This window comes from Effusibacillus sp. SKA8 (assembly GCF_058273125.1).
In genome coordinates, this window is sequence record NZ_JBZCSF010000005.1 from 108,666 (window position 1) to 121,934 (window position 13,269).

Sequence of the window (13,269 nt, forward strand, 5' to 3'; positions counted from 1 at the left end):
ATCCCGGAGCAGGCTCAAACCGGTTCGCGTATCCGCTTCAAATCCTCGTAATAAGATTTCAGATCGACGTAAAAATGGTAAAGCGACGCTCTTGTAATGAACTCCAAACGGGTTTTGGGGAGTTCCATCTCATCAAACGATCGGTCCAAATGACAAATCGCCCGGTCCACCAGCCGGGAGTGAAGCTTTTTGCCGCGAAACACCCGGGACTGGACCCGCAAAACGACATCCAGAAACCGTTGGATGCGCGGGACCGGTTCCACCCAAATCCCCACTTTGTCCAACGATTTGTTGAGATTCAAGATATGGTTTGCCAAACGGTCCATCTGTTCAAGAGTCCGAATGGCCTGTTGCGCTTCTCTCCCTCTCCGGTTATAAATCCACTGGTCTTCAAAAATCAGTTCCGCGTAATGACGTGCCTCTTCGATATACTTGCGCACGTCGCGAACCTGTTTCGTGAATTCTTCTTGCGACAGTCCCTGGTCGAGATGGCTCAGATTTTCGTACATCAAGTATATCAAACCCCGCAGCATGCCTTCCGACCGCTGGATCAATTCCTCAAGCCGTTGTTCGTAACGGGGAATTGCCACCAGATTGACGATGATCGAACAGGCAACACCGATCAGCACAATGGAGATCTGTTTCAATGCGTGGACGAAAAACTCTCCCTGAAATGTGGAAAAGGAGTTCAGCGCCGTCACAAGCGACATCAGGATCGTGTCCCGCCAGCCCAGGCGCAGATGCACCGCAAACAGAACATACACAACCAATGCGACGATCAGCGGGTGTGTGCCGAATTGCAATGCCGCCAAGTTTCCGCCCAGGGTTCCCACTACCGCGGAAGCAACTTGATATTTGGCCAGCCCGAACGAGCGGGCCAGCGATTTCTGCGTTGCCAGTACCGCAACGATTGCCGCATACGCATAACCCGGAAAGTGCAGAAAAGACGCCAGATACAAAGCGAGTCCGGCGGCGATAGACGTTTTGACCACACGCGCTCCAAAGAATAACTTTAACGATTGTATCATCTTATCACCCAGCGGTCACTTTGCAAACACTTTTACCAGGATCGGAATCGACAGCAGGACCATCGCAAGCCGAACAGTATGAATCACCATCACATCGATCGTTTTCACGCCTTCGATCGTTTGGGCGGCGGCCACCACATCGGCCAGGCCGCCCGGCACTGCGCTGAACAAGGCGGTCAACAGGTCCCATCCCATGATTTTTGCGACAAGCAGTCCCACCGCCACACTTGCCAACAAATAAGTTCCGGCAATAATCAACGCCGGCAGCCATACCGCCTTCAGGTCGGTCAGCATTCCTCTGGTAATAGACAATCCCAAAGCCGACCCCAGGACGATCTGGACGGCAACCGTCACCCCGGCGGGCATTTTTCCAAGCGTTCCTCCAAGCGTCCCGTAAAACAGGTTAAAAAGCGCCACCGTCCCCAGCGATCCGATCATCGCTCCCGCCGGAATCCTCAGTTTGTAACCCGTCAGGCCGCCCGCCGCTCCAATGGCTAAAGTGATAAACATTTTTGTCAAATCCATTTCCGTCACCTCATCTCACTTCATGCTACCAGTGTAGCAGATCTTTCCCGTTCAGACCCGCCATTTCACGCAAATCCCCGGAATCGTTTTTTGAAAACATTCCGGGGATTGGTTTCATTCCATATGACCCATTTGACGGTTTAAATTTTCATACTGCATGTGCAAATCCCGCAGGGCGGCAACCAGCGCGTTTTGCGCCTTGCCTTGATAGTGGCGCTGCACCAGCGCGATCGGTTCGTCAATTCCATCCCGCAGACTGCAGCCACGAAGCAAAGCTCCGATGAAGTTTCTGCCATGCTCCGTTGCAAGCGTGCAGGACGCCTGCAAGATCACTCCGTATTTGCTGTCGATCTCCGCCGTGATCGTCAAGGAATCGAAGACGCTCTTGGCGGCCATACCCTGTGGAAGTTTCGCGTGTCCCGCGATAAAAACAGACTTTCCCGTGAACAAGTTCCCCACCGCTTTCTGATTGGCATGTCTGTTTCCATCGTACTCCGGCGGAAAAAACGATGTCAATTACAAGATCTCCCGAAGATCTTCCACGCCCTGTTCTCCTCCGAACGGCCATGCGGGCAGCATCCGGCGCAGCGGCTTATCCACACGGTAACCGAGGGCGTATTCCGCTTGCATGATGGTGTGAATCTCCCGCGTCCCTTCATAAATCACCGGCGCTTTCGAGTTTCGCAGATACCGTTCAACCGGGTATTCGTTGGAGTATCCGTATGCGCCGTGGATCTGGACCGCGTCGTTTGCCGCGTTAAACGCCGCGTCGCAGGCAATCCATTTGGCAAGAGACGTTTCCCGTGTATTGCGCAATCCTTGATTTTTCATCCATCCCGCGCGGTACACCAGCAGACGGGACGTCTCCAGACCTGCCACCATGTTCGCGATCATCTGCTGGACCAATTGGTGTTGGCCAATTTTCTTGCCGAATGTTTCCCGTTCGTGGCAGTATTTGAGGCTGGCTTCCAGACAGGCGTTGATCAACCCGCAAGCGCCCGCCGCAACCGTAAAGCGTCCGTTGTCAAGCGCCGACATCGCGATTTTGAAACCTTCTCCCTCTTCTCCCAGCCGGTTCTCGGCGGGAACCCGGACATCTTCCAGGAACACCTCGCCGGTGTTGCCCGCGCGGATCCCCAGCTTGCCTTTGATCGCCTTTGTCGTCACTCCGGGAAAGGTGCGTTCCACAATGAAACAACTGATCCCTCTATGCTTTTTGCTCTTGTCGGTATAGGCGAAAATCAGGAAATGGTCCGCCACGTCGCACAAGGAAATCCATGTCTTCGACCCGTTCAGGATGTAAGAATCCCCGTCCCTCACCGCAGTCGTCGCCATCGCCGCCACATCGGACCCGGCTCCCGGTTCCGTCAACCCGAACGCCCCGATTTTCTCGCCGCGGGCTTGGGGTTTCAGGTACTTTTCTTTTTGGAATTCGTTGCCCCACTGCAGGATCGTCATGCTGTTCAGGCCGGTGTGCACCGACACCGCCGTGCGGAACGCCGTGTCTCCCCGTTCCAGTTCGTCGCAAACAATGGCCAGAGTGTTATAGTCCATCCCGCTGCCTCCGTATTGTTCCGGAATGCAAACTCCCATCAGTTCCAATTCCGCAAGCCGTTTCAAGATCCCCGTTTCAAAATGCCCTTTCGCATCCCACTCTTGTATATACGGCATGATCTCCTTGTCGACAAAACTGCGGACCAGTTTGCGGACCGCTTCCTGCTCGTTTGACAATGCAAAATTCATCATTCGGATCAACCTCTCCCCGTAAAAAATTGGATTCAACAATTTGGATTCGATGATGTTTAGATGATGTTGCGCGACGCCCAATCGTGGATTTCCGCTTCCCCGTATCCATACTCCTGCAAAATTTCTTTTGTATGCTCTCCCGCCAGCGGTGGATGCCGCCGAAATTCCACCTTGCTGCGCGACAGTTTCAGCGGACTGCCGACAAGTTGAATCCTGCCAACCGTCGGATGGGGGATCTCCACCTTCATTTCTCTTGCGTCCACATGCGGGTCGGCGAACAACTGCCGCATGTCGTTGATCGGGCCGTTTGGAATCCCGGCGGCATTTAGTTTCTCCTGCCATTCTTTGCCCGTTCTGCGAGCAAACTCTGTTTGCAGAATCTCGACAAGACACTCCCGGTTGGCCAATCGTGCGGCATTGGTTAGAAAACGAGGGTCCTCCGCCAATTCGGGTCTTTCCAGCACATCGCACAATTTTTGAAACTGGCGGTCGTTTCCCACGGCGACAACCATCTCCCCGTCACGGGTCCGGAACGTCTGGTACGGCACGATATTCGGGTGTTGATTGCCGTAACGTCCGGGGATTTGCCCGGAAATCAAATAATTGCTGGCGACATTGGCGAGCAGCGAGATTTGGGAATCCAACAGCGAGATGTCGATCGCCTGTCCTTCCCCGGAACGTTCCCGCTCCTGCAAAGCGGCAAGGATTCCGATCGCGGAGTAGAGTCCTGTCGCGATATCGGCAATCGCGACCCCGACCTTTGTCGGACCGGATTCCTCACTGCCGGTGATGCTCATCATGCCACCCATCGCCTGCACAATATAGTCATAGCCCGGCAAATCCTTGTAAGGCCCGTACTGTCCGAAGCCGCTGATCGAACAATACACCAGGCGCGGATTCAGCGCGTGAAGATCATGGAAGCCGAGACCCCATTTTTCCATCGTGCCGGTTTTGAAGTTTTGGATGATCACGTCCGCCGTCTTGACCATGGTTCGCAAAATGTCCCTGGCTTCCGGCTCTTTCAGGTTCAGTGTCATCGCCCGTTTGTTGCGATTGGCGCTCAGATAATACGCGCTTTGATCCCCCGCAAACGGCGGCCCCCATTCCCGGGTTTCGTCACTGCCGCCCGGTCCCTCAATCTTAATGACGTCCGCGCCCAAGTCGCCCAAAATCATCGTACAGAAGGGGCCGGCCAGCACGCGGGTCAGATCGATCACCTTCAAACCTTCCAGCGCTTTCATTGATTCACCTCCTGCTGGGCAAAAGAATTGCCAGTCAACCGCAAGGCAACGATTGCGGTTCAACTGGCTTGTCACCCGTGTCCGGCTTCCCGGCAAGGAAGTCCAACGGATGCAACAGTTTGCAACCCGTCATTTTGTTGAAAACCACTATTTCCTTTTTTGCGACGTTTGGGCCATGCCGGGGGACAGCAGAAACACGGCCGCCGTGCCCAAAATCAGAATTGTAGACACGGCCGCAATCGTCGGGTCGACTTGTGTCCGCATGTTTTCCCACATCACAATCGGCAGGGTTTTGGTTTTGGCGCCGGCAATAAAGATGCTGACAACCACTTCATCCAGGGATGTAATAAAAGCGAACAAAGCGCTTGCGACCACTGAAGAACGAATCAACGGCAGCGTCACTTTGAAAAATGCGCCGACAGGGGTAGAACCGAGGCTTAAAGCCGCCAGTTCCAGGTTGCCGTCGATCCCTTTCAAACCGGCCAGAATCGTCACAAAAACAATCGGAATGGCCAAGATCGAGTGGGCCAAGACAAGACCCGCCAAAGTATTTGTCAGCTTGTAAACGGAAAACGAGTGATACGTCGCAATCCCGACAATGATAACCGGAATCACCATCGGGGCAACCATCAGGTTCATAAACAGTTTTTTTCCGGGAAACTCCAGTTTATGAGCGGCCAGTGCTCCCATCGTTCCCAATACCGTGGACAGAACAGCCGTACACGCCGCAACCGCAAGGCTGCGTCCCAATCCCTCCGTCCATTGCTCATTCTCAACAAAACTGTGATACCACTTTAGCGAATAACTCTCGGGAGGAAAATGGAAGGCCACCTCCGAACTGAAGGACAACGGCACCATCACGATGATGGGAGCGATCATTGCAATCAGAATGGTTCCAACCAATAACCGGAGCCACATCGCTACTTATCCCCCTTCAAGACCGGCGAAAATCTGGACACCCAATACGCCAGAAGCAGCAGCAGGAACGTAGCCCCCAACAAAACCAGCGAAAGAGCGGCAGCCAGGTGCCAATTTAAAGTCATTTGAATGTTTTCCTGAATCAGCTTGGAGATCATCATGTGATTTTGACCCCCCAGCAAAGCGGGGGTTATAAAATACCCCAGAGCCAACACAAACACAATCAGTGAGCCGGACACCACCCCTGGCAAAGACAACGGAAGAAAGATCTGCAGGAACGCTTTCCACGGACGGGCCCCGAGTCCCTGGGCCGCCTGCACCAAACGCGGATCGATTCCTTCCATGACTGAATACAGGCTTAAAATCATGTACGGCAGCAAGATATGGGTCATGCCAACGGTCACTCCGACCGAATTATAAAGCAGCTTCACCGGCTTTTCGATCAGTCCCGCATTCATCAGGAACCCGTTAATGATGCCATGATCCTGCAGGATCACGGTCCAGGTGAACGTGCGCACAAGCAGGCTGATCCACAGGGTCGTCATCACCGTCCCCAGAATGATTTTCTTCCATCCGGGCGATTCGAGGACATACACCAGATAGGCCACCGGATAGGCGATCAACAACGTGCATACGGTGACAGCAAACGCCGTTTTCAAAGTGATCCAAAGCACTTTCAGGTAAAGCGTACCGGTGAGGATTTCCCGCAGATATTCCAACGTAAATCCCGATTGATTATAGACACTCAACTTGAGAACACTGGCCAGCGAGTAATAGAGTAAAAAGATCACATAAAGGAGCGGGACGATCAACAACAGCCACTTGAATCCCGGAAGCTTTAAAAAGTTACGCAGAGGGGACACCAACGGAACCGGTGGAGCTTCCGACTTGACTTTCTGCATAGCCTAACCCCCCGTATGTGCTTACAGAACGAACGGTCTGCAGCCTTCGGCCCGACGTTCACTTATTGCAGCATCCACTTGTTGAATTGTTCATTGACTTTGTCAAAGTTGTCCGCCCAGTATTTTACGTCGATGAGGATTTTGTTTTGGCTGTTTGAATCCGACTGCCCCAATCGTTTTTTCACATCGTCAGGCAGCAAGTCCCACGCTTTCTTGTTGGTCGGGGCGTAATCAATCAGCTTGGAATATTCGGCCTGCGGTTCCGGCTTTGAGACATAGGCGATAAATTTTTGGGCCAACTCCTTATGCGGAGCTCCTTTGGGAATCACCCAGGAAGTGGACATCCACAGCGCCTGGTTAAACTCGTTGTCAATCTTTGCCCCCTGTGCTTTAGCCGCCGAAATGCGCCCATTCCAGGCGGCCGCCACGGCCACTTCCTTTGTCGAGAGCAGTTGGGGCGGCTGGGCTCCCGCATCCCACCAGACTTTTATGTCTTTTTTCAGCTTGTCAAGACTTTTCAGCGCCCGGTTCACATCCAGCGGATACAGTTTATCCGGCGCCACACCGTCGGCTAGCAGCGCCGATTCCAGCGTCCCCATGGGGTTTTTGTAAAGCGAACGGGGGCCGGGGAATTTGCCGGTGTCCCAGAAGTCCGCCCAGCTTTTCGGATGATGGTCCGGCGTGAAAAGTTCCGTGTTGTAGGCGATGTTCGTATAGTACAATTCCTGGCCGATCGAGTACTCCGTAACCAGTTCCGGATAGATGTCCGTTTTGTCGATGATGCTGTAGTCCAATTTTTCCAGGAGTCCCTCTTTGGCCAGACGAAGGGCGACGTCCGTGTCGGAGTTGACCACATCCCATTCCACGTTTCCGCTTTGCACCATGGCTTTCAGCTTCCCGACGTCCGTCGGGGACACCACGGTAATTTTTACATTGTACTTTTTCTCAAACGGTTCATACTGCGCTTTTTTGGCTGCCTGCGAGGAAGCCCCGCCCCAATCGACCACGACAAGTTCCTGCAAAGCCGGGGAATTCGAGTTGGCCGCTTTCTCACCCGGACCGCAGGCAACCAAGACAAGGCCGGTGATTAAAGCGAGCGAAGCCATTTTGATCTTGTTCAACATAAAATCTGCCCCCTTTATTTTTTTGAAACTCCAAACAACAGGATTAGCTTATCTCCGCCTCGTAAGGAATCAGTGACGACTCCATGCTGTTCCACCCGAGAAGGATGTCCTGACCGACTTCCAGCTCCCCGGAGAGACGGGCTGGAATTTTGACGACGATTTCTTCGCCGGAGGAAGTGACAGTTTTGACTTTTAAGGCGTCACCCACATAGATTTTTTCACGAACGGAAACTTTCAAAGCGTTTTCAAACTGGCCCGGTTCGCGGACAATATGGATATTTTCGGGACGCAAGGCGATAAATGCTTCCTTACCGTCGAAATCCGGCTCCTCTTTTACGTAAAAAACCGGACCCGCATCCCCGAACAACCGCACAACGGATTTTTCGTTTTCCCTGGCGACAATCCGACCGCCCAGAAGGTTGATTTCCCCAATGAACTCGGCTACAAACTTATTTTTCGGCTTCTGATAGATTTCTTGCGGTGAAGCGATCTGCTCGATTTTCCCCCGGTTCATGACGCAAACCCGGTCGGACATGGTCAACGCTTCTTCCTGATCATGCGTCACGCTGATGGTTGTGATTCCGAGGTTCTCCTGAATATGCTTGATCTCAAGCTGCATTTTTCCGCGGAGATTTTTGTCCAAAGCACCCAGCGGCTCATCCAACAGCAAAAGCGGCGGGTTGAAAACGATCGCCCTGGCAAGCGCCACGCGCTGCTGCTGCCCCCCGCTCAATTGTTTCGGATAGCGGTCGGCAAACTCGCTGAGATGGACCATTTCCAGAATCTTTTGCACCTTATCGCGGATTTGGGCCTTGCTGAACTTACGGATGCGCAGCGGGTAAGCGATATTCTGAGCCACAGTCAGATGCGGAAAAAGGGCGTAATTTTGAAACAGCATCCCGATGTCCCGCTCGTAGGGCTTTTTCTTCGTGATATCCTGCCGATTCAGGTAAATCGCTCCGCCGCTCAGTTCCTCAAAGCCGGCAATGAGCTTCAGCAATGAGGTTTTTCCCGATCCCGACGGTCCGAGAATGGTTAAAAACTCCCCTTTTTTCACCTCCAGATTCACACCGTCGACCGCTTTCACTTTCTTGTAATGTTTGGTTGCGTCAATCAGGGAAAGATGGGTCATCTCCATCCCCTTATCCCCCTTTTTGCACGGTTGAAATGGCAGCTTCAAGTATGTCCAGCCCCGTTTCCAGTTGCTCGTCCGTAATGACCAGCGGTGGCAAAAAGCGAAGCACATTCCCGTTGATGCCCGCGCTCAATCCGGCCAATCCGTTTTTCCAGCATTGTTTTACGATCTCAGCCGTTGCTTCTTTCGCGGGTGTTTTCGTCTCCCGGTCGGTGACAAGTTCCATCGCAACCATCGCCCCCAAGCCGCGCACATCGCCGATTAAACCGAATTTCTCCTGCATCTCCCGGAAGCGGCCGATCATTTTTTCGCCTATGATCCGGGATCGCTCCACCAGATTTTCTTCCTCGATCACGTCGAACACGGCTAGTCCCGCGGCACAAGCAACCGGGCTTCCGGCAAAGGTTCCTCCAAGCTGCCCCACCTCCGGCGCGTCCATGACCTCGGCTCTCCCGGTCACGGCGCTTAGCGGCATTCCCGCAGCAATCGACTTGGATGAAACCGTAATATCAGCGGCCACTCCAAAGTTCTCCATGGCAAACAATCTGCCTGTCCGTGCAAAGCCGGTTTGAATTTCGTCCGCGATGAGCAAAATCCCGTGCCTGTCACAAAGCTTTCTGATTTCTTGCACAAAATTTGCCGACGGTACGATGAAACCTCCCTCCCCCTGTACGGGCTCCATAATGATCGCAGCTACATCCTCCACCGCGACTTCGCCCCAAAAAAATTCTTCGATGCGTTTTACCGTTTCCGCATCCACTTCAGCGGCGGTCATTCCTTCCGGAGCCCGATAGTAATAAGGATAGGGAATTTTATAGGTGTCGGGAGCAAACGGTCCAAACCCGAATTTATAGGGCTTTACCTTGCTGGTCAAAGACATGGTCATCAGGGTCCGGCCGTGGTAGCCCCGGCTGAAAGACAAGACCGTTTTCCGGCCGGTGGCCTTTCTTGCGATTTTGACCGCATTTTCCACCGCTTCCGCCCCGCTGTTCACAAACATCGTTTTTTTCGCAAAATCTCCGGGTGTGTTGGCATTCAGTTTTTCCGCCAGTTCGACGTAGCTCTCATAAGGAAAAACGTGGAAGCACGTATGAATGAACCGGGCCGCCTGTTCCTGGACAGCCTGCACCACTTTCGGATGGCAGTGCCCCACATTCTGAATGCCGATTCCCCCGGCGAAATCAATGAAGGTGTTGCCATCCACATCCGTAACCAAAGCGCCGCTGGCTTCCTGCACGTAAATCGGTGTCACATGATAGGGCCCCACCGGAACCGCCTTTTGTCTGCGTTGATGCAAGTCCTGCGACCGCAATCCCGGGATGGCCGGTGCTGCCGTTACGTCTTTCGCCGTTCGCATCACAAAATATTCCCCCTTCGTTCTGAGATAAACAAAAGCCAATCGCACCCTCATGACAGAAAGCATCTGTGATGAAGATTCGACTGGCTTTTTCATCCGTGAACTCGCTTCTGGCGGGAAGGAGGACGGATGTAACAGTCAGAATTTTTGTTATTTTCTATAATCATACCACCCAAACTTAGTTCCGTCAATACATATCAACTCACATACATACATATCAACTCACATACATATCAACTCGCACGATGCCCTGCCGTTCCCATTCCCCGATTTGCTCCGCCGTCACCCCCAGCAGGCACCGAAAAATCTCATGGTTATGCTGGCCGAGAGCCGGCGGCGGAAACTCGGGCTGCATGTCCGGCAGAAGCCCCTTTTCCCGTACATGCGGATGGTTAACCATCTCTTCCGTTTCCAGTACGGGGGCCATACAACAGTCGACTTCCCGGGAAAATTTCGCCCACTCCGCAAACGTTCGGCTTTGAAAAAGAGCCTGCAATTCCATAAATACCTTATTTTCTTCCACAGCCGGACTGGTATGTGCCGGAATCCAATCCTCCCGTTCCACCGCTTTACAGAAATTCTCCCAAAATTTCCTTTCAAGTGCTCCCAACGTGACAAATCGGCCATCGAGAGTTTCATAGACGCGGTAGCAAACAATTCCTCCCCCCAAACCGGGAACTCCCTGCCCGATTCCAAGCAGTTGTTGGTACAGCGCATGCGTATTCATCATCCCGATCATGGAATCGGTCAGCGCAACGTCCAGATAACTTCCTTCCGATGTAAGAGCCCTTTTTATCAGTGCGGCGAGAATCGCTTCGGAGGCGGCGATTCCCCCGACCAAGTCGGCAAGCTGAATGGCGGGTTGAATCGGCCGTCCTTCCCGGTCTTTTAATTGTGCCAGTACTCCGCTGAGCGCCATGTAATTTAGGTCATGACCGCCCAGATCGCGCAACGGGCCCGACTGGCCGAACCCGGTAAGTGAACAGTAGATCAGATCCGGTCGCTCTTGTTTCAAGGCGTCATACCCGATTCCCAAAGCGTCGGCAACTCCCGGCCGAAAGCTTTCGATTACCACATCCGCCTTGCTTGCCAGTTGAAACGCGAGCTTTTGACCAGCCAGCGATTTCAGATTGATCGTGACGCTTTTTTTGTTGCGGTTGTTCGCGAGAAACACCAACCCGCCCCCGTTTGCCTGTTCGCCCAGCGTACGCGCGGGATCTCCCGTTTGCGGCGGTTCCACCTTGATCACTTCAGCCCCCATGTCGGCAAGCCGAAGTGTGGCATAAGGGCCGGGAAGATAGCGCGAGAAATCAACAACCCGAATTCCTTTCAGCAACAAATTCTTCATGTTCATCACACTCCCCCGTTTACCGGGTCGGTTCCCCCGTTCGGTATTTAATTCCCGTTTTTCCCTTCCGGACAAACCAAACAGTCGTTTTGTACCTGTTATATGTATTCTACTACAGAACCAGAACATGCAGGAATAATCCCCGGATACAATCTTGTTCGTTATTTTCGAAATTTTTTGTCACTTGCACTTGCAAAAATTCCTATCATATTTCAATATAAAAATTAAATATTATGAAATATTATGATATTTAAACGGTAAAGGCAGGAGGGGGTTCCAATGATGAAGTATCCGTTGACATTGCGATCGCTGTTGGAGCGCGCGGAAAAGATGTTTCCGAAAAAGGAGATTGTATCCCGCACCGCTTCCGGGGTCTTTCGTTACACGTATGCGGAATACGGACGGCGGACCCGCCGTTTGTCCAGTGCACTGCAGAAACTTGGGGTGCAGCGGGGAGACCGCGTGGGAACATTCGGTTGGAACCATCACCGTCATTTGGAGGCCTATTTTGCGGTCCCGTGCATGGGGGCGGTTTTGCACACGATCAACATCCGCCTGTCGGGAGAACACATCGCGTATATTGTGAACCACGCGGAAGACCGCGTTTTGTTGATCGACGAAGAACTGGTTCCCGTCATCGAGAAAGTGCAGGACCGATTCAAAACCGTCAAAGCCTATGTCATCATGTCAGACAAACCGGAACTCCCCTCGACCACTCTGACCCCGGCCTATTCTTACGAGCGGCTGCTGGAACAGGGAGACCCCGAACACGTTTACCCTGACCTGGACGAAAACGATCCGCTGGGAATGTGCTACACGTCGGCAACTACCGGAAACCCCAAAGGAATCGTCTACACCCATCGCGCGATCTTCCTGCACAGCATGTGTCTCGGGCTTGCGGACACACTGGCGGTCTCGGAAGCCGACGCCTGCATGCCGGTTGTCCCGATGTTTCATGTCAACGCCTGGGGATTGCCGTTTGCTGCCGTTTGGTTTGGCGCCAAGCAAGTCCTTCCGGGTCCGGTTCCCACCCCCCATGTGCTGTTGGACCTGATTCAACAGGAAAAAGTGACACTGACGGCAGGCGTGCCCACGGTCTGGCTGGGCGTTCTCAAAGCGATGGAAGAAGGAATTTACGACCTGTCGAGCATCCGGGCGATCGTTTGCGGCGGATCGGCGGCTCCGCGCAGCCTGATCCAAACCTACGAGCAAAAATACGGAATCCCGTTCCTGCACGCATACGGCATGACGGAAGCAAGTCCGGTTGTGACCGTTTCCCGCCTGAAAAGCTATCAAAAAGATCTGCCGGAAGAGGACAGGTTGAACATCCGGGCGAAGCAAGGGCTGCTCGTGCCCGGGCTTGAGGCGAGAATCGTCGGCCAGACCGGAGAAGACGTGAAGTGGGACGGCCGGGAGATGGGCGAATTGCTACTGCGCGGACCGTGGATCGCCAGCGAATACTATAACGACGAACGGTCGAAAGACACGTTTGTTGACGGTTGGTATCATTCGGGAGACGTGGCGGTGATCGACGAGGAGGGCTTCATCAAATTGGTCGACCGCACGAAAGATTTGGTGAAGAGCGGCGGCGAGTGGATTTCGTCCGTCGATCTGGAAAATGCGCTGATGGCGCACCCGGCCGTTTTTGAAGCGAGCGTTATCGGCGTGCCGCATCCGAAATGGGACGAACGGCCGGTTGCCTTCGTCGTCCTGAAAGACGCTTTTCGGGGTAAAGTGGAGAAACGGGAACTGCTCGACTATCTGCGGGGGCAATTCGCCAAGTGGTGGGTGCCGGACGACGTGGTCTTCCTCGACGAGATCCCGAAAACGTCGGTCGGCAAATTTCTGAAACGCGTGCTGCGCGAGCAATTTAAGGACCATCTCGTCCCGTAACCGCCTCCCAAAAAGAGAAACTGCCGCCAACCGGCAATAAAACCCCAAGGAC

Annotated in this window: 12 protein-coding genes; 1 reads left to right on the top strand and 11 read right to left on the bottom strand. The window is 53.4% G+C overall.

The features are described 5' to 3' along the window. Window positions 1–14: 14 nt before the first annotated feature. From AC4ED1_RS06110 to AC4ED1_RS06160, 11 genes are all read right to left on the bottom strand, one after another. Window positions 15–992, bottom strand: a complete 978-nt coding sequence (locus tag AC4ED1_RS06110) for an aromatic acid exporter family protein (protein WP_490936730.1) — start codon at window positions 990–992, stop codon at window positions 15–17. 51 nt (window positions 993–1,043) lie between these two features. Beyond that, window positions 1,044–1,553 (bottom strand): AbrB family transcriptional regulator, encoded by a 510-nt coding sequence (locus AC4ED1_RS06115; RefSeq protein ID WP_490936732.1) that lies wholly within the window; start codon window positions 1,551–1,553, stop codon window positions 1,044–1,046. 114 nt (window positions 1,554–1,667) lie between these two features. Next, complete coding sequence (locus tag AC4ED1_RS06120; protein WP_490936855.1) at window positions 1,668–2,003, bottom strand: DUF3870 domain-containing protein; 336 nt, start codon at window positions 2,001–2,003, stop codon at window positions 1,668–1,670. Between the two features lie 66 nt (window positions 2,004–2,069). Continuing rightward, the gene (locus tag AC4ED1_RS06125) at window positions 2,070–3,296 is read right to left on the bottom strand and encodes an acyl-CoA dehydrogenase family protein (protein ID WP_490936857.1); all 1,227 of its coding nucleotides are present in this window, start codon (window positions 3,294–3,296) and stop codon (window positions 2,070–2,072) included. 59 nt (window positions 3,297–3,355) lie between these two features. Next, on the bottom strand, window positions 3,356–4,540 hold the full coding sequence (locus AC4ED1_RS06130) for a CaiB/BaiF CoA transferase family protein (protein WP_490936734.1): 1,185 nt from the start codon (window positions 4,538–4,540) through the stop codon (window positions 3,356–3,358). 147 nt (window positions 4,541–4,687) lie between these two features. Next, on the bottom strand, window positions 4,688–5,458 hold the full coding sequence (locus AC4ED1_RS06135; RefSeq protein ID WP_490936735.1) for an ABC transporter permease: 771 nt from the start codon (window positions 5,456–5,458) through the stop codon (window positions 4,688–4,690). A 2-nt stretch (window positions 5,459–5,460) separates the two neighbouring features. Further along, complete coding sequence (locus AC4ED1_RS06140; protein ID WP_490936737.1) at window positions 5,461–6,360, bottom strand: ABC transporter permease; 900 nt, start codon at window positions 6,358–6,360, stop codon at window positions 5,461–5,463. Between the two features lie 62 nt (window positions 6,361–6,422). Beyond that, a complete protein-coding gene (locus AC4ED1_RS06145; RefSeq protein ID WP_490936739.1) occupies window positions 6,423–7,484 on the bottom strand; it encodes an ABC transporter substrate-binding protein in 1,062 nt (353 codons plus the stop codon). 43 nt (window positions 7,485–7,527) lie between these two features. Then, a complete protein-coding gene (locus AC4ED1_RS06150) occupies window positions 7,528–8,622 on the bottom strand; it encodes an ABC transporter ATP-binding protein (protein WP_490936741.1) in 1,095 nt (364 codons plus the stop codon). A 4-nt stretch (window positions 8,623–8,626) separates the two neighbouring features. After that, window positions 8,627–9,976, bottom strand: a complete 1,350-nt coding sequence (gabT, locus tag AC4ED1_RS06155; protein WP_490936859.1) for a 4-aminobutyrate--2-oxoglutarate transaminase — start codon at window positions 9,974–9,976, stop codon at window positions 8,627–8,629. Window positions 9,977–10,193: 217 nt separating this feature from the next. After that, on the bottom strand, window positions 10,194–11,324 hold the full coding sequence (locus AC4ED1_RS06160) for a CaiB/BaiF CoA transferase family protein (protein WP_490936743.1): 1,131 nt from the start codon (window positions 11,322–11,324) through the stop codon (window positions 10,194–10,196). Window positions 11,325–11,603: 279 nt separating this feature from the next. On the opposite strand from AC4ED1_RS06160, the gene AC4ED1_RS06165 reads away from it, so the two are divergent. Next, window positions 11,604–13,217: a long-chain fatty acid--CoA ligase gene (locus AC4ED1_RS06165; RefSeq protein WP_490936745.1), complete on the top strand. Its 1,614-nt coding sequence runs from the start codon at window positions 11,604–11,606 to the stop codon at window positions 13,215–13,217. Window positions 13,218–13,269 lie beyond the last annotated feature (52 nt).

Excerpts from the sequence above, each read along its gene's own strand:
- AC4ED1_RS06115 (WP_490936732.1), bottom strand. The coding sequence starts at position 1,553 with ATGGATTTGACAAAAATGTTTATCACTTTAGCCATTGGAGCGGCGGGC.
- AC4ED1_RS06125 (WP_490936857.1), bottom strand. The coding sequence starts at position 3,296 with ATGAATTTTGCATTGTCAAACGAGCAGGAAGCGGTCCGCAAACTGGTC.
- AC4ED1_RS06130 (WP_490936734.1), bottom strand. The coding sequence starts at position 4,540 with ATGAAAGCGCTGGAAGGTTTGAAGGTGATCGATCTGACCCGCGTGCTG.
- AC4ED1_RS06135 (WP_490936735.1), bottom strand. The coding sequence starts at position 5,458 with ATGTGGCTCCGGTTATTGGTTGGAACCATTCTGATTGCAATGATCGCT.
- AC4ED1_RS06140 (WP_490936737.1), bottom strand. The coding sequence starts at position 6,360 with ATGCAGAAAGTCAAGTCGGAAGCTCCACCGGTTCCGTTGGTGTCCCCT.
- AC4ED1_RS06145 (WP_490936739.1), bottom strand. The coding sequence starts at position 7,484 with ATGTTGAACAAGATCAAAATGGCTTCGCTCGCTTTAATCACCGGCCTT.
- AC4ED1_RS06150 (WP_490936741.1), bottom strand. The coding sequence starts at position 8,622 with ATGGAGATGACCCATCTTTCCCTGATTGACGCAACCAAACATTACAAG.
- gabT (WP_490936859.1), bottom strand. The coding sequence starts at position 9,976 with ATGCGAACGGCGAAAGACGTAACGGCAGCACCGGCCATCCCGGGATTG.
- AC4ED1_RS06160 (WP_490936743.1), bottom strand. The coding sequence starts at position 11,324 with ATGAAGAATTTGTTGCTGAAAGGAATTCGGGTTGTTGATTTCTCGCGC.
- AC4ED1_RS06165 (WP_490936745.1), top strand. The coding sequence starts at position 11,604 with ATGATGAAGTATCCGTTGACATTGCGATCGCTGTTGGAGCGCGCGGAA.